Raw genomic sequence first — 22,378 nt, forward strand, 5'->3', positions numbered from 1 at the left:
CACCACTGCAACCGATCATCTGTCTTGGACGAGGGTGACAAAAAACTTGTCTGATCGTGCACTCCCGTCGGGAGGTTCAAGCCTAAGCGAGCCGGTCAGCCTGCAGCGAGGGCGGGAGCTCCTAATCTTTGAGCTTGATCCGGAACCGAAGCGGATTTAGCCATTTGGGTCTCTGCAGGTGACTTCGTGAGGCTGATGCCATAGCAACGGAGTTGGACGTGCCATTCTGGACAACTCAGGACTTTCCCGCCGATCAGCAATTTGGCTTCTGGCGCGAGGTTCTGTGCGAGGCCTTCATCACCCTCAATCCATCCCGGAAAGGCGCCGGCGGATTTTCCGGCAGCGTTACGGCAAATCTGATTTCCGACGTCAACGTTACGAGGCTGCTGACGGAGGAGCATCGAGTCATCAGAGGTGCTCCGGAGATCAGAAAGACGCCGCTCGAATATTATTTCGTCAATATGCAGGTAAAAGGCGATGTTCTTGCCAAGCAGCGGGGACGCGAGGTCTTGATCCGGCCCAACGAGTTTTACATCGTGGACTCGACGGAGCCGTACGATCTGGACTATCGCTCGGATCTTGAGATCTATTCTTTCAGGGTCCCAAAGCGACTGTTCGATCCCTTGCTCAAGGACGCGTCCAGATTGACGGCGAGGCGTGTTTCGAGAGAAACGCCCCTGGGGCTGCTGGCGGTCGATTTCTTGCAGTCGGTCCTCACGCAGCCGCACGCGATTCCGGGGGCCGCCCATCGATCAATCGCGAACATGATTGTTGAACTGGTCGCCTTGTCCCTCGGCGGAAGCGGCGAGGTGATGGAGGTCGCTGCAGGCGCGGCGCGATGTGCATTTCTGAATTCGATCCAGAAACACGTTGAGGAGAATGTTCACGATCCAGAATTGTCGGTCGAGACGGTCTGCCACAAATTTGGGATATCGCCTCGTTATCTGCATCGCCTCTTCGAGAGTACGGACACGACCTTCGGAGAACTGGTTCGGAACAGACGACTGGAACGGTGCGCTTCCGAACTCCCCCGTGCGCCGCGTCGGCCGATATCGACGATCGCGCTCTCCTGCGGCTTTAACGATATTTCGTATTTCAATCGCTCGTTCCGGAGGCGGTTCGACATGTCGCCCAGCGAATATCAATGCTCGCGCACGAAAGAGCATCGCTAGCGTTCGCGGCAAAGGAGCGTGCAGGCGCCGCCTCGGGTCGGCGGCAAGGAACGGTGGGCGCCGCGCGACACGCAAGCGACGTCGGCGCAGCCATTACCTCCGACGTCATTGCTTTGCCGCGCGAAGCCATTCACGCTGCGACAACAAGGAATTGGGGAGGAGATCTGATGACACCGCTCGAGAAGCTTAAAGCGATGAAGATGCCGTTCGCCGAGCTCAAGGGCGTCGAATTCGTCGAGGCTGGGAAGGATCGCGTGGTGGCGCGGATGACGGTGCGGCCCGATCTCTGCACGCTGCACCACACGATCCATGGCGGTGCGTTGATGGCGTTCGCTGATTCCGTTGGTGCGGCGGCGACCGTGATCAACCTGCCGGAGGACGCCAAGGGCACGACGACGCTGGAGAGCAAGACCAATTTCATCGGCGGCGCCAAGGAGGGAACCACCGTTATCGCCACCGCCACCCCGGTCCATCGAGGTCGCCGGACCCAAATCTGGACCACCCGGCTGGAGACCGAGGATGGCAAGCTGGTCGCCGTCGTGACCCAGACGCAGCTGGTCCTGTAAGACTACGGGGCCTTGATTTTGTTAACGAATTAGTCGCTCCCGTTGCCTCAAACTTGAGCAGGTTCCCGTCTTGAAAAGTTTGTTGCGTTGCACAATATTGGGGGCCTAGGGATTCGAACGCCTCCTCGAGGGACACCAAGAGGAGTTTTGACGTGGTACTTGAAAACACCGTCCGCACCGCTCCGGGCTATGTGCGGACCCTGATCCAGCTGGAAGAATTGCCGCTGTTGCGCGATCACCTGCTGAGGCTCGATGCCGCAAGCCGGCACGACCGTTTCAACGGTTTTCTCGACGACAGCTTCATCGAGCGTTACGCCGCCCGCTGCGCCGAGGATGGCACCGTGATCGTCGCCTATATCGTCGATGGCGTGGTTCGTGGTGCGGCCGAGCTGCATCCGCCGGAGGGCGATTCGTTGCCTGAGGTCGCCTTCAGCGTGGAAGCCTCCGCCCGCCGCCAGAACGTCGGCACCGTGCTGTTCAGCCGCCTGATCGCGGAGGCGCGCTGGAAGGGCTACAAGAGCCTGCGCATCACTACGGGGGCTGAGAATCACGCCATGCGCGCGCTCGCCAGGAAGTTTGGCGCGTATCTGCAGTTCCGCCATGGCGAATCCACCGGCACGATCGATCTTGCGAAGACGCCCGAGGACGAGCTTGTTGATCTCGCAGCCGCGCCGTTCAAGGCCGGCCGCGCGATTCTCAATTTCAACTCGACTTGCTGGAAGTTGATCTCCAGCATGTATGGCAATCGCGCGGCCTGAAATTCAAAGGCCCGAATCAAAAAGCGGACCGGCCAGGCCGGTCCGCTTTTTTATTGGAGCAATGGAATGAGTGCTCAGGTGCCAGTGCGCTTGTCGTTGCCGAAGCGGCGGATGACGCGGCGTTCGACCACGACCGAACGCTGCGCGCCCTGTTCGCCGGCGATCACGCGCGTCGCAGTGATGCGGCTGTTGGTGCGAGCCTGCTTCTTGACCTCGGCCTGAACGACGTCGAACGGCATCCCCATCAGCGCTGCGGCGATCTCGGCCTGCTGCTCCTGGTCGTCGGTGATGCCGACGGCTGCGAAGATTGCCTCGTCCAGGGTGGGCGGATCGTGGCGCACGCGCCGCGTGCCATATTTGGTATTCCAGTCTGCGCTCATAACGGCCTCGTCTTGATGCCGCGATACCTAATGCGGTATATGTTGCATTGCAATATGAATTTGGTGTGGCATCTCAGCTATGCACCGGTCGGGTGTCATGGCGGTGACGCGACACCGGCGTCGATCTTAACCCGTTGCTGCGGCCAGCGTTTCAGCGCCGCATGTCCCGCCTCCGTAAGCCCGTAGATTCCCCGGTCGGCGCGCTCGAACCAGCCATACACATTGTTAAGCAAGATCTTGCCGGCATCGGGACAGCGTTCGCGCAATTCGCGCACGGGGCGCGGGCCCCCTGCAAGTTGTGATGCGCAGGCCAGTGCCTGCTGGCGGTAGGCCGTCATGATCGGTGCGCGGGTGCTGCCGCCGAGCACGGGATCGCCCTGGCGGCGCTGGTGTTCGGCGACGAGCCGGGAGCGCGTCTTCGGCTCACGGCGGGGTGCTGCCGTCGGCGGCTTCACCAGCACCTCGACCTGGCCGTTGTCGGTCACGCCGAGCATACCGAAGCCGAGGCGACGGCAGAGATTGCGATAGCGTGCGTCGCTCTCGCGCCCCTTGCCGCGGATCGACATTTTTGCGGCGATCCAGACCTCGTCGCCCGCCGGCGCGCGATCGACCGCCTGCAGGATCAGCTCGAGGTTGAAGGCAAGCTTGAGCTCGCCAATCACCACCACCGGCGGATCGCCGGCGCTGAGGCCCACGAGATCGCAGCCGCCGATCTCGCCTTTCACGGAGAAGCCGAGCTCTTCGAGGAAGCGTTTGACGGGGAGATAGAGCGCGGTTTCCAAAGCGAGTTCCCGATCGGAGAATCAGTTGCCGCCAGTCTAGCCCGACTCGGGCTGACGGGCATTTGCCCGGACGTCGTCAAGCCAGCTATATCCTCGATCGGGGAACAGGCGGGCGCTTGCGGATATGACGATCAGGAACGGGCTTTATCACATCCGGATCGAGATGCTGGACGGCGTGCAGGGCGGCAACCAGGGCGTCATGGTGCTGCGCGACGGCACCATGCGCGGCGGTGATTCCTTTTTCTTTGCCCATGGCAGCTACACGTCCGCCGACGGCAAATGGAAGGGCGCGCTGACCAACGAGGAACATTCGCCCTCGTTCGACGAGCGCCCGGTGTGGGGCCGCAAGGTTGTCACCATCGGCTTCAGCGGCACCTACACCGACGAGACCGCCTATGGCGAAGGCATGGCGCTCGCCGGCAAGCAGAGCATCCGTTTCAAAGGCAATCTGCGGCTGCTGGTGCCGGATTGACGTCAGCTCACTAGGCGATCGTAGTCCGCGTGAGAGCCAATCCAGAACCAGACGTAAGCACCTTCGGTTTCGACCGCCAGGGCTCGATAGCGCAGTCCCACACGCGCAGACCAGAATCGTCCGACTCGCTTGAATTGAAGCGAGGGATGATTGGGATCATTCTTCAACAGTTTGAAATTCGCGTCGGCCAAGTTTCGAACGTTGACGGGCAAAGCGTCATACGCCTTCCAGAACCTCGATGAAGCCGTGTGTCTCACAAGTCGCGCGTATGGCGAGCGCGATAAGCATTTAGCGCCTCTTCGGCGAAGGCGTCGAGCTTGCCCGATTGAGCATCTTGCGCCACGGCCTTATCAAATTGCTCAGCATCGAACTGCGCAAACCACGCGCGAAATCGCGCCAGTTCCTCAGGCGTCAGTTGCTCAATCGCTCGCTCGATATCTTCGGTCGTCATGGCTCTAATATAGCAATCCGCCGGTTCGACGAAAAGGCTACACCCGCCCGCTCACCGGAATTAGCGCGCCGGTGACGCCACTGGCGGCGTCGCTGACGAGGAACAGGATCACCTCGGCAAGCTCTTGCGGCGTCACCCATTTTGAGAAGTCCGCTTTGGGCATGTCGGCGCGGTTGGCCTTGGTGTCGATGATCGACGGTAGCACGGCGTTCACGGTGACCTTGCCCTTCCATTCGTTCGCCAGCGCCTCGGTGAGGCGGTGCACGCCTGCCTTTGACGCCGCATAGGGGCCCATGCCGGCGCCGGCCTGCAGCGCGCCCATGGCGCCGATATTGACGATGCGGCCAGCCTTCGAGGCGGCCAGATGCGGCAGCGCCGCGTGCGAGGTATTGAGGGCCGTCAGCACATTCAGCGCATGCATGCGGTGCCATGTCTTGATGTCGCCGTCGCCGACGGTCTCGAAGGCAAAGCCGCCGGCGATGTTGATCAAGGCATCCAGCCGGCCGAAATGTTTCGCGGCAGCCTCGACCGCCATCTTAGCCTGCGCCGTGTCGGACAGGTCGACGCCGCCGATCTCGATGCGCCCGGTCGTCGGTGGCATTTGGGAGGGCGCGTGATCGATGCCGGCGATCCGCGCGCCGCGTGACAGCGCGACGTCTGCAACCACCTTGCCAAGGGCGCCGTGCGCGCCGGTCACGACAATGATTTTTCCCTGCATGATATTCCCCGTGGTCTCAGTTCGCGCCAACTATTGCGTGAGGCGAATTGGACTTGCAATGGCGGCGGCGTCAAGGTTGGGCTATAGATGCAACTTTAGATCGTTGAGGAGGTCGTTTCATGCCCGACCATTTGCCGACCATCGAATTTCCCGCTGCGATCGTCGACCTGAAATACCCACTGATGCGTCTCCGACAGGCGCTGGAGGGAAAGGGCGCGGTGCGGATCGTGGCGATGGGATCCTCCTCGACGGCCGGGCGAGCCGACGTCGTTCCTTATCCCTATAGGCTCGAAATGTATCTGCGGCGGCACTACAGGGACGAAGATCCGCGTCCGAACATCCGGATCGATGTCCTCAACCGGGGCAGGGGCAACGAGGAAGCCGACGACGAACTCAAGCGCTTCGAGACGGACATCTTTCAGGATGATCCCACGCTGGTCATCTGGCAGGTCGGGACCAACGCGGTCTTTCACAATGATCGATACAACATCGATGTGGTTGCCGGGAATGTCAGGAAGGGGCTGGCGCAACTGCGTGCTCGCGGCTTCGAGGTTCTGCTGATCGATCCGCAATATACAACGAAGATGCTCTGGGATGACCGCGCCGAACTCTCGGACAAGATGGTTCGGTTGATCGGCGATGCCGCGGAGGAGGCTCAGGTCAGTTTGTTTCAGCGCTGGGCGCTGATGCGGCATTGGCACGTCCAGAACAACGTGTCGTTCGAGCAATTGGTGGATACAACCGATCCGGATCAGTTGCACCAGAGCGACTGGAGCACCATGCAGGTCTCGCTTGCCCTCAAGAACACCATCATCAAGGCGGCAACACCGACAGCGTGACGTGGCCATTGCCGGTCACGCTTGCAGATAGCGTTCCTTCAGCGCGGTCCGCTCGGCCACTCCGAGCTTGAGACCGTCGCGCAAGTAAGTTTCGACATCGCCAAAGTCGTGGCCGACGGCGTCGAAAGCGGCATCGAGATAGGAAGCCTGGACCGAGCCGATGGCGTCGAGGACGTCGGCGGGCAGATCGGAGACGCTCGACACGTCGCGCTTGTAGTGACGATTGGTCAGCAGATAATCCTCCGCAATGACGTCACCGGGCACGCCGAGCGCATGCAGAATCAAGGCACTGGCAAAGCCGGTGCGGTCCTTGCCGGCGGTGCAGTGGATCACGAGCGGGGCGCGGTCCTCCAGCAGATGGCCGAACAGCATGCGGAAGCTGTGCGTGTTGTGGCGGACATAGTTGCGATAGGACTCGCGCATGAGCTCAAGCGCGACCGGCGCAGTCAGCGCGCCCCTGGCGAGTTCGGCGCGCAGTGAAGCCACCACCGTCGGCTCGATCGGCAGCGAATGCACGGTGATCTCGTCCACGACACAGACGCCCGCCGCACGCTCCTCGACGCCGCGGAAGTCGAACGCGCTTTTGACGCCGAGCGCCCGGACGATCTCGATGTCTTCAGCGGTGAGCTGGCCGAGATGGTTGGAGCGGAAGATGTGCCGCCAGCGCGTAGTGCGGCCATCAGTCGTGGCGTAGCCGCCAAGGTCGCGAAAATTGCTGGCGCCTTTCAGGCTGAGATGGCGGGCAGGGGAATCTGACATGGGCTTAGCTTGGGTTATGGTTCCATTGGGCGCACGACGGGCGTCCTTGAGGTCTATTACAGGGGGCGATCATTCGGACCTGCCAGATGGTACCCGGTTCATCGTGGGGTTTTATGACTACGACAAGCGCGGTTTCCGCCAGCGCAGGTCCGGAATCAACCAGCGCAGGTCCGGAATCAAAAAGGGTCGAAACTTCGTTGTTTCGACCCCTTTTCAAACTTCCGCTGAGCGCTTGAAAGGGCGCAGCGGTCTCAGACCAGACACTGGCATTAGCGTTCCCATTTGGGCTTTGCTTCGTCGACCGCGTCCTGGTGGTACCAGCTATCGCTGCAGATCGATGCGTTCGCGGGAAGCGAAGCGTGATCGGCAGGAAGGCGGGTCTCACCATAGCGGCGCCCGGCGAGAGCCGCGCGGCCCCCGACGGGGAATTGGTAGATCTTCGCAGATCCGTGACTCAGACCATTGTTCATCATTGCGATTGCTCCTTGGTCGAAGCGCCTTGGCCTCCATGGTGCGCCCGACTCGTTCGATTGTGGTTACTGGAATTCCCATATCGGCCGCGCATCCCGAATTGGGAAGTGCTGAAAAGGAAATCAGTCTCCGCCCAATTCTTGGGCAGGCAACTGTCTGCACCCCCTAAGGCACTGCGTTGGTGGCTAACGTCTGGGCCATTCCAAAGGTTGCTGGGCAGGGCCGGGCACTTTGCGAAAATTGCCGGACGTTGATGCGCGATTCATCGGCAATCCGGGGCGGGGGTCTGCGTGCTGCAGAATCAGGCGTTTTCCGCGGGATTTTTGCAGCGCAGCTTCACGTGAAGGTGCGCGTCTATGACGCACACCGCCGTGGACGTTTGCCGTCGGCGGGCCGGTTCCGGTCGCGGTGGAAAACCTCCCGCGCTGCGGCTTTTTGGCACGCAAAATGCTTATAGAGGGCTGGCCGATGATGGCCGGGTACAAACGTGCGGGGCTCTCAACCCCACCTTTCGCATCATCTACAGAGAGGCTCAATGACCAAGTATAAGCTCGAGTACATCTGGCTCGACGGATATACGCCGACTCCGAACTTGCGCGGCAAAACTCAGATCAAGGAATTCGCGTCGTTCCCGACGCTCGAGCAGCTTCCGCTCTGGGGCTTCGATGGCTCCTCCACCCAGCAGGCCGAGGGCCACAGCTCCGATTGCGTGCTGAAGCCGGTCGCGGTGTTCCCGGACGGCGGCCGCACCAACGGCGTGCTGGTGATGTGCGAAGTCATGATGCCCGATGGCAGGACGCCGCACTCGACCAACAAGCGCGCCACCATCCTCGACGACGAGGGCGCGTGGTTCGGCTTCGAGCAGGAATACTTCTTCTACAAGGACGGCCGTCCGCTCGGCTTCCCCGCCTCCGGCTATCCGGCGCCGCAAGGCCCGTACTACACCGGCGTCGGCTACTCGAACGTCGGCGACATCGCCCGCAAGATGGTCGAAGAGCATCTCGACCTCTGCCTGGCTGCCGGCATCAACCATGAAGGCATCAACGCGGAAGTCGCGAAGGGCCAGTGGGAATTCCAGATCTTCGGCAAGGGCTCCAAGAAGGCCGCTGACGAAATGTGGATGGCCCGCTACCTGATGCTGCGCCTGACCGAAAAGTACGGCGTCGACATCGAATTCCACTGCAAGCCGCTCGGCGACACCGACTGGAACGGCTCCGGCATGCACGCCAACTTCTCCACCGAGTACATGCGTACGGTCGGCGGCAAGGAGTACTTCGAGGCGCTGATGGCGGCCTTTGACAAGAACCTGATGGACCACATCGCCGTCTACGGCCCGGACAACGACAAGCGTCTGACCGGCAAGCACGAGACCGCGCCGTGGAACAAGTTCAGCTACGGCGTGGCCGATCGCGGTGCGTCGATCCGCGTTCCGCACTCCTTCGTCAACAACGGTTACAAGGGCTATCTGGAAGACCGCCGTCCGAACTCGCAGGGCGACCCATACCAGATCGCTTCGCAGATCCTGAAGACGATCGCGTCCGTCCCGGCTGACAAGAAGGCCGCGGCCTAAGATCCTCCCGGCCCGGGCTGGGGGGCTGGCCCGGGTTGGCTTTCAATCCGCCGGAGCTGAAAAGCTACGGCGGATTTTTGCATTCCGATGACAGTCCTTGTTGTGGGTCTGCCGGCCATGCCGGCCTGGAGCCTGTCCATTGCCGCCCGAACCGGGATAGAGTGCCGGCACGATGCGCGCGGGGCCGGGGACACGGCTGGTGTTTGAAGGATTCTACAAGGTGCGATTTCAGCTCGGCGACAGCGTCGGCCGGAGCGTGATGCATGCCGGCAACGGCAAGATGCTCGGCGGCAATTCGGCGTTCGCCCATATCGGCACCTATGAGAAGACCGCAGACGGCATCGACACCGTCATCAAGACCGTCCGCCACAACCCCGATCCGAACTACCGCGCCATGGCCGGCACCGATGATGCGACGCTGATCGCGAAGGGTTTTTCCGACGGCGATCTCTACCGCTTCAAGGGTGAGCTGAAAGAGCTGCCCGGCGTGCCCTTCCAGTCGCTGATGACGCCGATCTCGGAAGACGAAGTGCCGATTGCCGGCGGCGTCAGCGAGGCTGGCATCGTCAACGGCCTCTACTCGGTTCACCTGCGCATGCTCGACGGCGTCGATGGCGGGCTCACCGGCGTGATGCTGCTCAATCGGGGGCGCATCCTCGGCGGCGATGCCTCGTTCTATTATCTCGGCAGCTACACCGCCGCGAACGGCCGCTGGAAGGGGCAGATCCTCAACCAGGAGCACACACCGGCCAAGGACGATCCGATCTTTGGCGGCCACGAGGTCGGCATCGGCTTCTCCGGCAGCTATGACGGCGAGGAGGCGGTGCTGGAAGCCACCGCGCTGGCCGGCAAGCGCAGCCTGCGCCTGACGGCTGCGCTGAAGCTCATGCATCGCGCCTGATCGGTCACGGGAATTGCACATGGAAAAAGTTCGCATGCTCTCGACGCTCGGCCTGATGGGCGCGATGCGCAACGCCAAGGCGACCATCGTCGAGCAGGGTTTTACCGCGGAGCGGCTCATCAGCGGCGAGGCTGATCTGGCCGTGCAGCAGATCAGCGAGCTGAAGCAGGTCGAGGGCATCGAGGTGATCGGCCCGGTGCCGCATGATTTGCAGACGCCGGCCGTATTCTCCGCCGGCCGCATGGTGGATGCGAAGCAGGCCGAAGGTGCCGACCGGTTGCTGCGCTATCTGGCATCGCCGGAGGTCGTGCCCGTCCTGCGGCTATCAGGACTCGCGCCTTGAAATCGCCGGCGCGCGGACGCAACGTGATGGCCATGCGGACTTGTCTTCTTGCTATCCTCATCACGCTCGCCGCGCCCGTCGCCGCGCATGCGCAATCGGCCGACCTCGTCCTGTGCGACCGTGTCGCCGCTGATCCAAGCGACCCCGACAAGCCGACTGACGTGAAGGGCGTGAGCGAGATCGCGGCCTCCGACGTCGCGACGGCCATCAAATTCTGCAAGCAGGCGGCAGCATCGGTGCGCCGCGCAACGTTCGCGCTCGGCCGCGCCTATGCGGCCAACCGGCAGACGGGCGAAGCGATCGCCGCCTGGCGCAAAGCAGCCGACAAGGGCTCCAGTGCCGCCATGGTCGAGCTCGGCGTCGCCTACGGCACCGGCTCCGGGATAGCGAAGGACGAGGCGCAAGCGCGAAAACTGTTCGAGAAGGCGGCGCAGGCCGGCAACCCCCGCGGCGTCTCCAACCTCGCCGCGCTCGGCAGCGCCGGCGGTGGGACGCCTGCCGATCCGGCGCAGGCCCGCACGCTGCTCGGCAAGGCCGCCGAGACCAATGCGGAGGCCCAGTACCAGCTCGGCCTGATGCTGGCGAGCGGCAATGGCGGCGAGAAGGACGACGTCGCGGCGCGCGCGCTGTTCGAGAAAGCGGCCGCGCAAAACCATCCGGGCGCGCTGGAGCGGATGGGGGCCTTCGCCCAGGAAGGCCGCGGCGGTCCAAAGGACAAGGATGCCGCAAAGGCCTATTACGAGCGTGCCGCCGCGCTCGGTGACGAGGACGCCAAGAAGGCGCTGGAGCGGCTGCGCTGTCCCTACGCGATCAAGGACAAGCAGGGCAGGCTCGTCACCACGCTGTGCTTCTAGAGCATGATCCGGAAAAGTGTGAAGCGGTTTTCCGAAAGATCATGCGCAAGCAATCAGCTCACTTCATGTAGTAAGCGAGATTGTTGCGGGCGTCGCGATAGGTGGTCTCGAGAAAGTCGGGATACTGCGTAGCCGCCTGCGCCACTGCACGCACGACGCATTGCCAGAAATCGCCATCCCACTTGAAATGCGCCTCGGCCGCGCCCTCGAATTTGACGGCGGTGATGATGGCCTGTCGGATCGCATCGTCGCTGGCGCGCGGATGGGCGCGCTTGAGATAACCGAACATCGGCCCTTCATGGGCGTGGTCGCGGTCATGGCGATATTTCGCGCCGATCTGCTCCGGAGTCAGCGTGCGATTGATGCGCACCTGTTCGGCGGTCGGGCGGCCCTCGATCGAATCCAGCCGGTAGCGCCAGCGCCAGAGTTCGAACGCGGCATCCAGCAGCGGCTGCTTCGCCGCGCTGGCGACGAAGGCTCCGATCTGCGCCTCGGCTGATGGTTCGATCTGGTCCATGCCGCTTTGTCGCGCGTGCGCACCGCTGGGTTCGAAGCCGGCCTTGATCGAGCGCAAGGCCGGGGGCCACCGCGTCGGCCTACATTGCGTCTTCACAGGAATGGAGACTTGCGATGAAGCTTCGGGCGTGGACGCTGGCGCTGGCCGGCTTGGGTGCGGCTACGGCCGTGGCGGCGCAGGACCTCAAATCGCCGTCGGCGGACCAGTACGTGCCCCGGCTCGGCGATATCATGAGCGCCGCGCAGACGCGCCATCAGAAGGTCTGGCTGGCGGGCAAGGCGCAGAACTGGGAGCTTGCGGCTTTCGAGATGCGCCAGCTCAAAGCGAGCCTGGTCGAGGCCGCAGTGCTCTATTCCGGCATCCCCGTCAGCAATGTCACGACACTGGAGCCGTCGCTGCAGTCGACGTCCGACGCGATCGCTGCAAAGGACGGCCGCAAATTCGCGAAGGCCCTGGGTGATCTGACCGAGGGTTGCAATGCCTGCCACCGGTCGCTGGGACGCAGCTTCGTCGTGATGAAGGTCCCCTCCGATCCGCAGCCGTTCGCCAATCAGCAGTTCGCGCCGCAGGCCAAGCCGTGACGGAACGGACCGCATGCGAAGCGGGTTGACCCCGAAGGCACGAGAGGAGGCGCAACCATGATCCGCAAACTCGCATCCGGCGAATACCGGCTCTATTCACGCAAGGTCAATCCCAAGACCGGCAAGCGGCGCAACCTCGGCACCTTCAAGAGCCGCGCGGCGGCCGAGAAGCACGAGCGCGACGTGCAGTATTTCAAGCGTCACTGACACCTGAGGCAGGTCGCGCTGGGCAGGCCGGCAAACCAAACGCTCGAAAACAACCCCATGCACAGTAGCCAAGTGGCTGACAAAACAGCCGATTGGCCGAAGCAAACGGCTCGTTGCGGATTTTACGAAATAAGCTTGACCCGTCGGGCAAAACAGGGGCATGCTGGCATCATGGCAGAAAAGGCTCCGCAAGCGGCCCTGCGCGGATAAGGCCGGATGGCCGAAGGGTGACGATGTCACCGCGATCAAGCCGCATCCTCGGCGGCGATGCGTTTCCTCTACTATCGCGGCTCCTATTCGTCGGCGGATCGCCGCTGGAAGCGGCGAGTAGCTGACAGCGACATGGTTCATCATCGCATACAGGTCAAACACGCGGACGGCGGGACTTGGACGTGCGCTGGACGGGCGAAACGTCCTGCGCCCGTGCCTGCGCTTGCGCTTCTGTTTCCATCGCCTCAACGTTTCCGAGAACGCGCCGCAGCAGACTAGTCAGGGTATCGACCTCCTGTTTCGACAGACCTCGGGTCATGTCGGCGTTACCCTGCTTGAGGACGGCGCGACCGGCGGGCAGTCGGGACGCTGCCTGCCTGGTCAGTGAGACGAGGCTGCCGCGTCGATCATCCGGATCGGGCTCGCGTCGGATGATCCCGTCACGCTCCATGCGGGTCAGCATCTGCGCCATGGTGGGCTGCTCGACCTTCGCCCAACGCGCAAGTTCGGTTTGGGACATGCGCGCGCCGTCCTTGAGCGCGGCCAGGACCGGAAGATGAGCCGTTGCAAAGCCCAAGTCGCGTAGCCTGGCGTCTCCAACGCGGGCCAAGCCCCGCGCGATGCGGCTGAAATAGTGTCCGGGATGGGCCATCGGATCCCAATCTTCAGAGGCCATTGCATAGGCGCCTATATTTATGTTATATAGGCACCTATGTAGCAGGAGATTTCTCATATGACAACCATATCAAGGCTCGCGATCGTGGGCGGCGGCCCCGGCGGACTGATGCTGGCTCGCCTGCTTTTGCTGCGCGGATTCGAACCGGTCGTGTTCGAGCGCGATCAACATTCTGGCGAGCGGCCGCAGGGTGGGTCGCTTGATCTCCACGAGGAGACGGGTCTGCGTGCCATGTCTCTCGCCGGTCTCGCGAAGGAGTTTGCCGCCGCTGCGAGACCAGAGGATCAGGGTGATCGGCTGTACGACCAGCACGGCACGCTGCTGTTCGATCGCGATGGTGCGGGCGATAGCCGTCCCGAAATCGATCGGATAGAACTGCGTCGGATCCTGCTGGAGTCGTTGCCCACCGGCGTCGTACAATGGGGAAGCAGGGTCGAAGCGGTTGTGCCGCGGACGGAGGGTGGGTACGACCTGGTCGTTGCCGGTGCAGGCCAACGTTTTGACGTTGTCATCGGAGCTGACGGTGCCTGGTCGCAAGTGCGGCCGCTCCTCACGGAGGACGTGCCGCGATACGAAGGCGTGACACTGGTCGAGTTGGGCTTCGACAGTCTACGCCATCTGAATGTCGACGCGCTGGTCGGTAGAGGTAAGATGTTTGCTGTGGGTGACAATCGGGTATTGATCGCCCAGCGTAACGGAAGCGGCCATATCCGCGGTTACGCAGGTCTGCGGATCACAGAGTCCGAGGCGCAGGCATTGGCAGCGAAACAACCCGAGCGTATCCGGGCGATGCTGGTCGAAGCCTTCGCGGGCTGGGCGTCCGAACTCATCGATATGATCGAGATCGGCGATTTCATCGGCGTCAGACCTCTTTACGCAATGCCAATCGGGCACGCCTGGCGCAACCATCCGGGCGTCACCTTGCTTGGCGATGCCGCGCATTTGATGTCGCCCTTCAGCGGCGAGGGCGTGAATCTCGCTCTTGCGGACGCCGTCGACCTCGCTGACGCCTTGGCTTCGGCCGATCGTTGGGAAGCGATCGCAGCCTGCGAGACCGAGATCATGAAGCGCGCCATGCCTGCCGCCGAAGGAGCCGCCGCAGGCCTTAATGGCGCGCTCTCATCCCAAGGGGCCGCGCCGGTGCTCGAACACTATCGAGAGCGCGTTCGAGGATGAAAGCATTCCAATGTCACCTTCTGGCCCATCGCGACACACGGCGCTGCCGCACAAACTTGGTCGCTATGTTGTGCAACTCACTAGGAATATTCCCTGCCTGCTGGTGAGGACGAAGGATGACCGACGACATTGAGATACGTCGCCTCGCACGGGAGGACGCAGCCCTCTATCGAGACATACGATTGGAGGCTCTCCAAGCCAACCCGGAAGCGTTCGGTAGCACCTTCGAGGTTGAAGATGCTCAGCCGCTGAGTTTGTTCTTGGATCGGCTCGGCAGCTCTACAGTGCTCGGCGCGTTCCGCGACACAGAGCTCGTTGGCATTGTCGGCTTTGCTGTCCAGCAGGGCCAGAAAGAAGCTCACAAGGGCGCGCTTTGGGGAATGTACGTTCGACCCGCCGCAAGGAATGCCAAGGTCGGTCGACGGTTGGTCGAAGCGGTATGCAATCACGCCCGTCAGCAGGTTGAGCTGATCCAGCTCAGCGTGGTGGTGGACAATGAACAGGCGCGGCGTCTTTACGCGAGATTGGGCTTCCTGGAGTACGGCGTGGAGAAGAACGCTCTGAAGCAAGCTGGCCGCTACTACGACTTGGTTCTTATGGCAAAGGATCTCTCGCGGCACTGAATTATTCTGCCGATGCTGCAGCCCGCAGGATGGCGATAGCTAGTTATTTAATGCACTGCCACCGTACTTCCGTGGTCCGCAAGGACGGCAGGGGCTGGGTCACCGTGGGGCATTTCGTCACCCGTTTAGGGGATGACCAGTCCTCAAACGTCTGAAATGCTAGAGGTTGTGTAACGGCGTAGTGTCCGATGGACAATAGGAATTTTGTCATGACGAAGAGTGGAATTACACGTCGCCGCATGCTTTGCAGTGCTGCAACTGGCGGTCTCGTGGCAGCAGCGGGCTCCGGCGCGATCAATACCGCCGGCGCGCAATCGGCGCGAAGGACCTTCGTCCTTGTTAGCGGCGCTTTTTGCGGCGGTTGGATATGGCGCCGGGTCGCTGACCGGCTCGAACAGGGCGGCCACAAAGTGTTCGCTCCGTCACTCACGGGCTTAGGCGAGCGCTCGCATTTGCTGAGCAAGGACGTCAATCTGGACACCCACATCGCCGACGTCGTCAACCTGATCGAATGGGAAAGTCTCGAGAACGTCTGCCTTGTGGCGTGGTCCTATGCAGGCTTTGTAGGCTCGGGCGCGCTCGAACGCATCGGCGATCGCGTCTCATCGGTTGTATGGCTTGATGCCTACATTCCGGCCGACGGGCAAAGGGTGTCGGACCTTGCAGTCGAGACGGTTCGCAAAGCCATACAAGCGGCCATTGACAAGGGCGAGCCAGGCGTTCGGGGATTAGTGAAGATTTCGACCGACGCTATTGTTGCCGAACGCGATCGGGCATTCGTCGAATCCAAAGCTACTGCGCATCCAGTCGGCACCTATCTCCAGCAGATCAAGGTTTCCGGGGCGCTCCAAAAGATGGCGAAGAAGACATACATCCGCCTCCCAAAATTTCCACAGTCGCTCTTTGACAAGGCACTTGCAGACTGCAAGAGCGACAAGTCTTGGGCCACATTCGAATTGCCGGACGTGGGGCACATGGCCATGCTCGATGCACCAGACCGTGTGAGCGAGTTGATACTGCAAGCCGCGTGAGATCGACCGATGAGGTGCAGACATCACGCCGAGGTGCGTGCTGTCCGCCATAGGATTACGAGGATTACGGTGACAGTGCACTCAACCGTCGGTGTAGCCTAGCGTTGACGGACGCTGCAGCCCGCAGGGTGGCACCGAGATTACGGAGATTCCAGCACTGTCACCGTAATTCCTTGCGGCTGGCGGCATCGCTCAAGCTGATGCGAAGGGCGTTGGGCAGGGTCCGGTCTGCTGGTGAAAGGTGGGTTGAAGTCGACACGTCTGCGCTCGGCCTTGGGGTCGCCGACAAAGCCGCCAAGCTCCCATTGCGCCTATCATTAGTTGTTAGCGTGAGAATAAATACGTCGAGTTGTGACGTCGTTCACATCCCAACTCGAGAATAATTGCTAAAAATAACGGGAGATCGGCGCACATCGACAAAACCATTTGATCGCGGCCTGACAAGGCGTGGCCGGATCCTTTCGCCAACCATTTCGACGACGCTGTGGATCTGCTCAATGGCGGACGATCGGTCGAACGGAACTCCACTGACTCAGCTTCTTGGGCAGGTCCGTCCAGACTTTTTGATGCGCGACGGCTTCGCTCCAAAATCTGCAATTTCTGAAGCCGTCATTTTCGCCCACATTCATTGCCTGCCTTCTTCTGTGGAGCTCCTTTCCTTTTTGATCGAGAAAGTCGGCTTCGATCCGTCGAAAATCATCGTCATCCCAAAAGCCTATTCTACAATCCCAAATTCACTCCAAGAGTTGAAGCGACAGATGGGATTTCGGGTGTTGCTTTCGGAGGGGGAATTGCGGCGTGGACTTTACGATGAATACGCCGCCGTTTCCCTCAACAGGGCATGTGAAATCGCGGATGAATTTGGAAAGTACGAACGAAAGCCTCCAAGGGTCGTCTTGCTTGACGATGGTGGCACGCTTACCGAACGCTGGTTTAATTATGGGCTGGCTTCTCGATTTGAAACGGTCTCGGTGCAGCAAACCACTTCGGGCCTGTTTCGACCACCGTTTCACGATCGACGCATCCTCAAGGTCAATGTCGCGGGCTCCGCTGCAAAGAGGTGGTTCGAGTCGAAGATCATTGCAAAGGGCATCACCCGTAAGGTCTTTGCACGGATCAGCGAGCTGGAGCGCCGGAAAATCGGCGTTGTAGGATACGGCGCCGTTGGCAAGGCGCTCGCCGACGCCATGTCTGCTCATGGCGCCGATATTGTCGTGTATGACAAGAGTCGGGACGTTCGCTCGCATCGATACGAAAATGCGGCCTCGTTGGACCAGCTGCTACGTAAAGCCGAAGTCATATTTGGTTGCGTGGGAAAAGACATATTCGAAGGCTGCGGGAACGCTCTGGAAGCGATGGCGGCGCCCCAAATCTTCGCGAGCTGTTCTTCGAGGGACGTCGAATTTCAGTCCCTCTTCCGCTACGCCATCCCAACTGAGAGCCAGAACCCATTCGAAGATGTAACGATCAGAGCGGGTGGATTGCACAACATTCTGAACGGGGGTTTTCCGATCAATTTCGATCGCGAGCACGAATGGGAGGAGGAAAGTGAGATTGCTCTTACCCGCGCATTGGTCTTGGCGGGGGTTTGTCAGGCATTAGCAGATCTCGAGCCTCACGCGATTGAAGGGAGCAACATCGTTCCATTGGGAGTCGAGATCCAGAAGAACCTGGTGGACTGTTGGCTTGACATCAACGGTATGAGTACCGAGCAATTCTGTGTTAAGCGCGCGGACTTTGACAATCGCGAATGGTGGCTCAAGGAGTGCTTCAATGGGCCCTAGCAGATCCGCCGACAAATTCCCGAGTGGCAGCGGGGCATTAATAAATACGCTCCGGGGGGATCCGGTACGTAGGATGGGTGGAGCGCGCCACGCAGTTTGGGTCGCAGGACGAATCGACAGAAATATTGACAAGTACCGCTTGCAAGAGTTCCGGGGAACCTTAATCTCTGGGTGGTTTAACGAATTTAATTTGGCCTTAAAACGCTACTTAAAGGGGCTCGGAATGCGACTTAAATTTGCTCTCGCCACAATCAGTGCTCTTTGCTCCACGTCGGCCTTGGCCAATACGCTTTTGCCAGATGCGATTGTCACCGCTGGAGCAGGATCCAACGGCATCACCGGGTGTTGCATTGGCGAAGGTTCGAGTGCGATCTCAAGCCAATTTGGAACGACATCCGTCTCCGCAACGTCAGCGAACGGAGGGTCTGGGCAAGCTTCTTTTACCGCGAGCACCTCTCCCTCAGCCCTGGCCACCCTTCATTTGCAGGCTGGCCCCGGTAACGCTCCCGGCAGTGGCTACATGGGTGGAGCTGCGAGCGGAGCTGTAACTTATTATTTCGAAGTTCTGAGCTCTCAAAACCGACACCTCACCCTGGATGTCACCGCGGCGGGCCGGATCTCGGCTTCTGGCAGCATGCTGGACATCATAGATGACTCCGCAATTTCCATGCTGCTCATTGATCGCGGATACGCGACGCAGGCTTTCGGCTACGGCCTTCAGCTGGGACTCAATGAAAGCGTGGGTACGATAGGGGTGCCCCTGACCTCGGCAACCTGGTCCGAGACCGATAGACCATTTACGGTCTCAACCAACGAAATCTACACGGTAACCCTGTACACCTACGTATCGGCAAATGTTTACGTTGGCAGCAGCGCCTCGATATCGTCGTTCGTTGATCCGACATTCGCTATCGATCCTGCGACGTTCGACCCCGGTGAGCTGAACCTCATTTTCAGCTCCAACATCGGAGCCGTCCCCGAATCCTCGACATGGGCCATGATGATCCTCGGCTTTTTTGGCACAGGGTTGATGGCGTTCCGCAAGAAGAGCACGCTGCGCGTGGTTTGATGACACGACGACGAAAGTTCAGCAAGGCCGCCTCTCGGGCGGCCTTTTACTTGCGGTGCATTGCGCCAGCCTTGACACCATTTCGCCTCTGCAGGTCACCGCCGCAACTAGCCTCCCTGTCGCAGAGCTTCGATGGGATCGAGCCGCGCAGCGCGCCATGATGGGTAGAGCGTCGCGAGGAACGATAGGGTCAGGGCCATGGTCACGACCCCAGCGGTTTCGACGAGATCGATTTCCGCTGGCAGCTTGGACAGAAAGTAGAGTTTGGGCGGGAACAAGTCGGTGCGGGTCAGCCAGGACATGAATTGTCGGATCGATTCGATGTTGACGCAGACGAGAAGCCCGACGACGAAGCCGGCCAGCGTCCCCGCAACGCCGATCGAGGCGCCGGTGATCATGAACGTTCGCATGATCGCACCCTGTGAAGCTCCCATGGTCCTGAGGATCGCGATGTCGCTGCCCTTGTCCTTCACCAGCATGATCAGGCCGGACACAATGTTCAGTGCGGCCACCAGTATGATCAGGCTCAGGATGAGAAACATCACATTGCGCTCGACCTCTAGCGCGCCAAAGAAGGTCGCATTGCGCTGCCGCCAGTCGACCAGGAAGATCGGTCGACCTGCCGCTTCCGCCACCGTCTTGCGAAACAGGTCGATGCGATCGGGATCGGCAGTGAACACCTCGATCGCGGTGACGTCCAGATTGCGGTTGAAAAAGGCCTGCGCCTCCGCGATCGGCATGAAGATGACGCCCGAATCGTATTCGGACATCCCGATCTCGAACACGGCGGCGACTTGATATTTCTTGACGCGCGGCATCATGCCCATCGGCGTGACTGCGCCGCGCTGCGCAACGAGCGTGATAGCGTCACCGGCATGGACGGAGAGTTGATCGGCAAGGCCCTGGCCGATGGCGACGCCCTGGCCTTCGTCAAAATGTTCGAGTGACCCGTGCTTGATGTTATTGGCGATCGAGGGAAGCTGATTGAGATCAACGGCCCGAATGCCGCGCACCAGGACGCCGGAGGCATTCGACGACGAGGCCAGGGCCGGGCCGTCAACGACCGGTATCGCCAACCGAACGCCCTGCACCTGACTGATGCGGTCGGCGACATCCTTCCAATCAGTCAAAGGACTTTCCAGCGGCTGCGCCACAATATGTCCGTTGAAGCCGAGCATCTTGCCGAGAAGTTCTGTGCGAAAGCCGTTCATCACCGCCATGACGATGATCAGCGTGGCGACCCCGAGCATGATGCCCAGAAACGAAAACCCGGCGATGACCGAGACGAACCCTTCCTTGCGGCGGGCCCGCAGATAGCGCGCCGAGAGCATCCACTCGAACGGTGCAAAGGGGCCTGCTTGTGGCGAATCCATCACGGTCTCATCCATCATCCTATAGGACGGTCATTTTCTCTAGTTCCGATTGGATTGGCTAGAGTGGCGAGTTGCTTCACGGGCCGGATGTATTCTCCGGCATCCACAACTTCGGCAGTGGCAAGCTCGAAGGCGGTGCGCTCGCAGCGAGGCGCAGCCTTCGGCTGGCGGCCTCGCTCAAGCTGATGCGAAGGGCGTCGGGCGTCTACGCATAGTTCGTAGCGTATACTGCTGATGGAAACCGATGTTGAAGTCGATATGTGTGCACGGCCGCCTCGGGCAAGGGTATGCTGGTTGGGAGGCATCAAGAGATATCTGAGAGCGAGCAGCGCAATTTGTTGCGACGCAGCGCGTCCGGCAAGCACAATTCCCCCGTGCATCCCGATTGAAAGGCACTTCGCAAGTCGCCCCGAACCAATTAATATGGCTGAAGATTTGAGGAGGCTCCGTATTGAACCCCCGGGGGCACCCATGAACAATATCGCTGACGAATTTCCCTTTCTAAAGGACCCGTCGGTTGAACCTGAATTTAAAAAAATCCTTCTAGAAAGGCAATTCGAGGAAAGAGCTCGGAAAGAGCTCGCGTCGCAACAAGCGATCGACAAGCGCGCCGCGGATAGCCTCGAAAAGCTCAAGCTGCGGCACAACACTCCTCTTGTTGTCGCGCTCGTTGGGCTGATTACGATCGGCGCAAACTCGGTTGTTTCATATTTTCAGAGTAAGCAAGCGACCGCAAATTCAGTCACAATCGAACAAGTTAAGGGTGTGATCAACGAGGCCCAAAAGGAGTCAGATACCAAGCGTGAGGCTCAAATAGCGCAGCTAAAGAGCGACCTCCAGGAATCTGCAGCCAATGCAGAGGCTGCTCGAGCAGCTTCTAAGGATGACCGTCAATTCGCCTACACAATCATCCAAAGCGAGTTAGCAAAAAGCACTGACATTCGAGCGCGAGCGACTGTTCTTCTTTTTCTAGTCCGTGCCGGCGTCCTCAACGGTCTCAAAGCAGATCAACTGAAGGAGATGGCTGAGGACGATTTGAGAAGCGCAAAGGACCCCACCAACGCCTTGATCCCGCCGACGCTAGGGCGCCTCGGGCCAGTCCATATCTGCGTGGGAAATGGTGGCGATGCCGCGTGTTTGTTTCCAGGAGCGGTCGTCTATTCTTGTGCCGACTATGCGACGATCGGAGGTGGATCAGATCTCACATACGATACTTTCAATCGACGCTTTTGCCAGGGAAACGGGGATCCAAAGAAGAACGTTCGCCATAACTTTAGTGTTGGCGGCGGGCAATGCGGCTGGACAAGCTTCACTGTAAATTGCGCATCCTGACGTTGGTTAGAACGCGTACAGCACTTTCATCCGGCGAGTCGCTTTTGGATCATAAGCCGTCGACGGCGATCAAATGGCGCGACTTTCGGTTTATCTTTAGAAGCCGGCGTCGATTAAGCACTCGCCCCAACGCCTCATCACGGCGCCGGGCACGCCGCCCCCGTCTTCACCCAGGCCTCCACCAGCGCACCGGCCTGCTCCTGCGTGCCCGGGGCGGGCGCGCGGCCGAAGCCGGGCTTCCAGGCCCAGCCGACCAGGGTGTCCTTGCCGATGTGGTCGATCAGCGCTTCCACCTTGCGGCCGCCGTTGCGCACCGGATCGCGGATCTGCTCGCAGATATCGCCGATCGTCTTGCCTTCCCAGGCCATCTCGCGCGGGGCGAGGTGCCATTCGGGATGGCCGGGAATGCGGCCGGGCTCGAAATTGGCATTCTGGTGGCAGGTGTGGCAGCGCATCGCTTCCATGCCGTGACCGTCGGCGCCGCGCGTGACCGGCGGCTGATGAATGCGGGGAGTGTCGCCCTGGCGCGGGCTGTCGCCGGCCGGATGGCAGTTGGTGCAGCGTGGATGCGTCAGCACTCGTCCGAGCTCGGTGAAGATCGCGGCCGAGCGCTTGTCGGTGTCGGCGATGTCAGCAAAACTTTCGGGCGAAGCGAGGGCGTGGCTCGTCGTGTCCGACGCGGCGTAACCGGCGCACAGACTGCTCGTCAGCGTCGCCATCACGGCCATGATCTTGAGGCGCGCGGTGATCATCCTTGCCGCAC

The 22,378-nt window shown here is 60.8% G+C and carries 27 protein-coding genes and 1 pseudogene; 17 read left to right on the top strand and 11 right to left on the bottom strand.

Annotated elements, in window-relative coordinates; translation table 11 throughout:
• Nucleotides 1-218: 218 nt before the first annotated feature.
• From YUA_RS0111300 to YUA_RS0111310, 3 genes are all read left to right on the top strand, one after another.
• A complete protein-coding gene (locus YUA_RS0111300) occupies nucleotides 219-1,172 on the top strand; it encodes a helix-turn-helix domain-containing protein (protein WP_035970899.1) in 954 nt (317 codons plus the stop codon).
• Between the two features lie 167 nt (nucleotides 1,173-1,339).
• Complete coding sequence (locus YUA_RS0111305) at nucleotides 1,340-1,738, top strand: PaaI family thioesterase (RefSeq protein ID WP_027530790.1); 399 nt, start codon at nucleotides 1,340-1,342, stop codon at nucleotides 1,736-1,738.
• Between the two features lie 152 nt (nucleotides 1,739-1,890).
• A complete protein-coding gene (locus YUA_RS0111310) occupies nucleotides 1,891-2,496 on the top strand; it encodes a GNAT family N-acetyltransferase (RefSeq protein WP_027530791.1) in 606 nt (201 codons plus the stop codon).
• A 74-nt stretch (nucleotides 2,497-2,570) separates the two neighbouring features.
• Here the strand turns inward: YUA_RS0111310 and YUA_RS0111315 are convergent, their stop codons facing one another.
• Entirely contained in the window at nucleotides 2,571-2,876 is a 306-nt protein-coding gene (locus YUA_RS0111315; protein WP_027530792.1) for a hypothetical protein, read from the bottom strand.
• Between the two features lie 95 nt (nucleotides 2,877-2,971).
• Nucleotides 2,972-3,658: a DUF2161 domain-containing phosphodiesterase gene (locus YUA_RS0111320; RefSeq protein ID WP_027530793.1), complete on the bottom strand. Its 687-nt coding sequence runs from the start codon at nucleotides 3,656-3,658 to the stop codon at nucleotides 2,972-2,974.
• A 124-nt stretch (nucleotides 3,659-3,782) separates the two neighbouring features.
• Between YUA_RS0111320 and YUA_RS0111325 the strand changes: the two genes are divergently transcribed.
• Nucleotides 3,783-4,130 (top strand): GrlR family regulatory protein, encoded by a 348-nt coding sequence (locus YUA_RS0111325; protein ID WP_027530794.1) that lies wholly within the window; start codon nucleotides 3,783-3,785, stop codon nucleotides 4,128-4,130.
• A gap of 2 nt (nucleotides 4,131-4,132) precedes the next feature.
• On the opposite strand, the gene YUA_RS51600 is transcribed toward YUA_RS0111325, so the two are convergent.
• The 3 genes from YUA_RS51600 to YUA_RS0111340 are packed head-to-tail and all read right to left on the bottom strand — an operon-like array spanning nucleotide 4,133 to nucleotide 5,299.
• The gene (locus tag YUA_RS51600; protein WP_027530795.1) at nucleotides 4,133-4,387 is read right to left on the bottom strand and encodes a hypothetical protein; all 255 of its coding nucleotides are present in this window, start codon (nucleotides 4,385-4,387) and stop codon (nucleotides 4,133-4,135) included.
• Nucleotides 4,384-4,581 (bottom strand): hypothetical protein, encoded by a 198-nt coding sequence (locus YUA_RS0111335; RefSeq protein WP_027530796.1) that lies wholly within the window; start codon nucleotides 4,579-4,581, stop codon nucleotides 4,384-4,386. Before YUA_RS0111335 ends, YUA_RS51600 begins: the two co-directional genes overlap by 4 nt.
• Nucleotides 4,582-4,618: 37 nt before the next feature.
• Nucleotides 4,619-5,299, bottom strand: a complete 681-nt coding sequence (locus tag YUA_RS0111340) for an SDR family oxidoreductase (protein ID WP_027530797.1) — start codon at nucleotides 5,297-5,299, stop codon at nucleotides 4,619-4,621.
• A 119-nt stretch (nucleotides 5,300-5,418) separates the two neighbouring features.
• Here YUA_RS0111340 and YUA_RS0111345 point away from each other — a divergent pair, with 119 nt between their 5' ends.
• Nucleotides 5,419-6,138, top strand: coding sequence for an SGNH/GDSL hydrolase family protein (locus YUA_RS0111345; RefSeq protein ID WP_027530798.1), 720 nt, complete (start codon nucleotides 5,419-5,421; stop codon nucleotides 6,136-6,138).
• 15 nt (nucleotides 6,139-6,153) lie between these two features.
• On the opposite strand, the gene YUA_RS0111350 is transcribed toward YUA_RS0111345, so the two are convergent.
• Together YUA_RS0111350 and YUA_RS0111355 are read right to left on the bottom strand one after the other, a co-directional pair.
• Nucleotides 6,154-6,897, bottom strand: coding sequence for a tyrosine-protein phosphatase (locus YUA_RS0111350; RefSeq protein WP_027530799.1), 744 nt, complete (start codon nucleotides 6,895-6,897; stop codon nucleotides 6,154-6,156).
• Nucleotides 6,898-7,166: 269 nt separating this feature from the next.
• Nucleotides 7,167-7,370 carry a DUF2735 domain-containing protein gene (locus YUA_RS0111355; protein WP_027530800.1) on the bottom strand — a complete coding sequence of 68 codons (204 nt, stop codon included), beginning with the start codon at nucleotides 7,368-7,370 and terminating at the stop codon, nucleotides 7,167-7,169.
• Between the two features lie 533 nt (nucleotides 7,371-7,903).
• Between YUA_RS0111355 and YUA_RS0111360 the strand changes: the two genes are divergently transcribed.
• The 4 genes and pseudogenes from YUA_RS0111360 to YUA_RS0111375 all read left to right on the top strand — a co-directional run bounded on the left by YUA_RS0111360 (nucleotide 7,904) and on the right by YUA_RS0111375 (nucleotide 11,036).
• Nucleotides 7,904-8,938, top strand: coding sequence for a glutamine synthetase beta-grasp domain-containing protein (locus tag YUA_RS0111360; RefSeq protein WP_027530801.1), 1,035 nt, complete (start codon nucleotides 7,904-7,906; stop codon nucleotides 8,936-8,938).
• A 199-nt stretch (nucleotides 8,939-9,137) separates the two neighbouring features.
• Nucleotides 9,138-9,839, top strand: a complete 702-nt coding sequence (locus tag YUA_RS0111365) for a GrlR family regulatory protein (RefSeq protein ID WP_027530802.1) — start codon at nucleotides 9,138-9,140, stop codon at nucleotides 9,837-9,839.
• Nucleotides 9,840-9,870: 31 nt separating this feature from the next.
• Nucleotides 9,871-10,182, top strand: a pseudogene (locus YUA_RS43815) (molybdate ABC transporter substrate-binding protein); the annotation flags it as partial.
• A gap of 32 nt (nucleotides 10,183-10,214) precedes the next feature.
• Nucleotides 10,215-11,036: a tetratricopeptide repeat protein gene (locus YUA_RS0111375; protein WP_027530803.1), complete on the top strand. Its 822-nt coding sequence runs from the start codon at nucleotides 10,215-10,217 to the stop codon at nucleotides 11,034-11,036.
• Nucleotides 11,037-11,094: 58 nt separating this feature from the next.
• Here the strand turns inward: YUA_RS0111375 and YUA_RS0111380 are convergent, their stop codons facing one another.
• A complete protein-coding gene (locus YUA_RS0111380; RefSeq protein ID WP_027530804.1) occupies nucleotides 11,095-11,553 on the bottom strand; it encodes a hypothetical protein in 459 nt (152 codons plus the stop codon).
• Between the two features lie 113 nt (nucleotides 11,554-11,666).
• On the opposite strand from YUA_RS0111380, the gene YUA_RS0111385 reads away from it, so the two are divergent.
• Nucleotides 11,667-12,134: a hypothetical protein gene (locus YUA_RS0111385; RefSeq protein WP_027530805.1), complete on the top strand. Its 468-nt coding sequence runs from the start codon at nucleotides 11,667-11,669 to the stop codon at nucleotides 12,132-12,134.
• A gap of 57 nt (nucleotides 12,135-12,191) precedes the next feature.
• Nucleotides 12,192-12,341 (top strand): hypothetical protein, encoded by a 150-nt coding sequence (locus tag YUA_RS48065; RefSeq protein WP_084292415.1) that lies wholly within the window; start codon nucleotides 12,192-12,194, stop codon nucleotides 12,339-12,341.
• 364 nt (nucleotides 12,342-12,705) lie between these two features.
• Here the strand turns inward: YUA_RS48065 and YUA_RS43820 are convergent, their stop codons facing one another.
• The gene (locus tag YUA_RS43820; RefSeq protein WP_245285139.1) at nucleotides 12,706-13,128 is read right to left on the bottom strand and encodes a MarR family winged helix-turn-helix transcriptional regulator; all 423 of its coding nucleotides are present in this window, start codon (nucleotides 13,126-13,128) and stop codon (nucleotides 12,706-12,708) included.
• Nucleotides 13,129-13,284: 156 nt separating this feature from the next.
• Between YUA_RS43820 and YUA_RS0111400 the strand changes: the two genes are divergently transcribed.
• The 5 genes from YUA_RS0111400 (at nucleotide 13,285) to YUA_RS49895 (ending at nucleotide 18,910) form a co-directional block, all read left to right on the top strand.
• Entirely contained in the window at nucleotides 13,285-14,403 is a 1,119-nt protein-coding gene (locus YUA_RS0111400; RefSeq protein WP_027530806.1) for an NAD(P)/FAD-dependent oxidoreductase, read from the top strand.
• A gap of 116 nt (nucleotides 14,404-14,519) precedes the next feature.
• The gene (locus tag YUA_RS0111405) at nucleotides 14,520-15,026 is read left to right on the top strand and encodes a GNAT family N-acetyltransferase (protein ID WP_027530807.1); all 507 of its coding nucleotides are present in this window, start codon (nucleotides 14,520-14,522) and stop codon (nucleotides 15,024-15,026) included.
• Between the two features lie 209 nt (nucleotides 15,027-15,235).
• Nucleotides 15,236-16,057, top strand: a complete 822-nt coding sequence (locus tag YUA_RS0111410; RefSeq protein ID WP_198029400.1) for an alpha/beta fold hydrolase — start codon at nucleotides 15,236-15,238, stop codon at nucleotides 16,055-16,057.
• Nucleotides 16,058-16,554: 497 nt separating this feature from the next.
• Nucleotides 16,555-17,841, top strand: a complete 1,287-nt coding sequence (locus YUA_RS0111415; protein ID WP_027530809.1) for an NAD(P)-dependent oxidoreductase — start codon at nucleotides 16,555-16,557, stop codon at nucleotides 17,839-17,841.
• 73 nt (nucleotides 17,842-17,914) lie between these two features.
• Nucleotides 17,915-18,910, top strand: coding sequence for a PEP-CTERM sorting domain-containing protein (locus tag YUA_RS49895; RefSeq protein ID WP_198029401.1), 996 nt, complete (start codon nucleotides 17,915-17,917; stop codon nucleotides 18,908-18,910).
• 107 nt (nucleotides 18,911-19,017) lie between these two features.
• Here YUA_RS49895 and YUA_RS0111425 read toward each other — a convergent pair whose 3' ends face one another.
• Nucleotides 19,018-20,298, bottom strand: a complete 1,281-nt coding sequence (locus tag YUA_RS0111425) for a lipoprotein-releasing ABC transporter permease subunit (protein WP_027530811.1) — start codon at nucleotides 20,296-20,298, stop codon at nucleotides 19,018-19,020.
• 456 nt (nucleotides 20,299-20,754) lie between these two features.
• On the opposite strand from YUA_RS0111425, the gene YUA_RS0111435 reads away from it, so the two are divergent.
• Complete coding sequence (locus YUA_RS0111435) at nucleotides 20,755-21,615, top strand: hypothetical protein (protein WP_027530812.1); 861 nt, start codon at nucleotides 20,755-20,757, stop codon at nucleotides 21,613-21,615.
• 137 nt (nucleotides 21,616-21,752) lie between these two features.
• Here the strand turns inward: YUA_RS0111435 and YUA_RS0111440 are convergent, their stop codons facing one another.
• On the bottom strand, nucleotides 21,753-22,367 hold the full coding sequence (locus YUA_RS0111440; RefSeq protein ID WP_027530813.1) for a hypothetical protein: 615 nt from the start codon (nucleotides 22,365-22,367) through the stop codon (nucleotides 21,753-21,755).
• Nucleotides 22,368-22,378: the final 11 nt, after the last annotated feature.

The sequence above is a fragment of the Bradyrhizobium sp. WSM3983 genome, assembly GCF_000473045.1.
Classification (GTDB): Bacteria; Pseudomonadota; Alphaproteobacteria; order Rhizobiales; family Xanthobacteraceae; genus Bradyrhizobium.

Bases quoted from the DNA above. Each gene is read 5' to 3' on its own strand.
- YUA_RS0111305 (WP_027530790.1), top strand. From the start codon at position 1,340: ATGACACCGCTCGAGAAGCTTAAAGCGATGAAGATGCCGTTCGCCGAG.
- YUA_RS0111315 (WP_027530792.1), bottom strand. From the start codon at position 2,876: ATGAGCGCAGACTGGAATACCAAATATGGCACGCGGCGCGTGCGCCAC.
- YUA_RS0111325 (WP_027530794.1), top strand. From the start codon at position 3,783: ATGACGATCAGGAACGGGCTTTATCACATCCGGATCGAGATGCTGGAC.
- YUA_RS0111335 (WP_027530796.1), bottom strand. From the start codon at position 4,581: ATGACGACCGAAGATATCGAGCGAGCGATTGAGCAACTGACGCCTGAG.
- YUA_RS0111340 (WP_027530797.1), bottom strand. From the start codon at position 5,299: ATGCAGGGAAAAATCATTGTCGTGACCGGCGCGCACGGCGCCCTTGGC.
- YUA_RS0111345 (WP_027530798.1), top strand. From the start codon at position 5,419: ATGCCCGACCATTTGCCGACCATCGAATTTCCCGCTGCGATCGTCGAC.
- YUA_RS0111350 (WP_027530799.1), bottom strand. From the start codon at position 6,897: ATGTCAGATTCCCCTGCCCGCCATCTCAGCCTGAAAGGCGCCAGCAAT.
- YUA_RS0111355 (WP_027530800.1), bottom strand. From the start codon at position 7,370: ATGATGAACAATGGTCTGAGTCACGGATCTGCGAAGATCTACCAATTC.
- YUA_RS0111360 (WP_027530801.1), top strand. From the start codon at position 7,904: ATGACCAAGTATAAGCTCGAGTACATCTGGCTCGACGGATATACGCCG.
- YUA_RS0111375 (WP_027530803.1), top strand. From the start codon at position 10,215: ATGCGGACTTGTCTTCTTGCTATCCTCATCACGCTCGCCGCGCCCGTC.
- YUA_RS0111380 (WP_027530804.1), bottom strand. From the start codon at position 11,553: ATGGACCAGATCGAACCATCAGCCGAGGCGCAGATCGGAGCCTTCGTC.
- YUA_RS0111385 (WP_027530805.1), top strand. From the start codon at position 11,667: ATGAAGCTTCGGGCGTGGACGCTGGCGCTGGCCGGCTTGGGTGCGGCT.
- YUA_RS48065 (WP_084292415.1), top strand. From the start codon at position 12,192: ATGATCCGCAAACTCGCATCCGGCGAATACCGGCTCTATTCACGCAAG.
- YUA_RS0111400 (WP_027530806.1), top strand. From the start codon at position 13,285: ATGACAACCATATCAAGGCTCGCGATCGTGGGCGGCGGCCCCGGCGGA.
- YUA_RS0111405 (WP_027530807.1), top strand. From the start codon at position 14,520: ATGACCGACGACATTGAGATACGTCGCCTCGCACGGGAGGACGCAGCC.
- YUA_RS0111410 (WP_198029400.1), top strand. From the start codon at position 15,236: ATGACGAAGAGTGGAATTACACGTCGCCGCATGCTTTGCAGTGCTGCA.
- YUA_RS0111415 (WP_027530809.1), top strand. From the start codon at position 16,555: ATGGCGGACGATCGGTCGAACGGAACTCCACTGACTCAGCTTCTTGGG.
- YUA_RS49895 (WP_198029401.1), top strand. From the start codon at position 17,915: ATGGGTGGAGCGCGCCACGCAGTTTGGGTCGCAGGACGAATCGACAGA.
- YUA_RS0111425 (WP_027530811.1), bottom strand. From the start codon at position 20,298: ATGGATGAGACCGTGATGGATTCGCCACAAGCAGGCCCCTTTGCACCG.
- YUA_RS0111435 (WP_027530812.1), top strand. From the start codon at position 20,755: ATGAACAATATCGCTGACGAATTTCCCTTTCTAAAGGACCCGTCGGTT.
- YUA_RS0111440 (WP_027530813.1), bottom strand. From the start codon at position 22,367: ATGATCACCGCGCGCCTCAAGATCATGGCCGTGATGGCGACGCTGACG.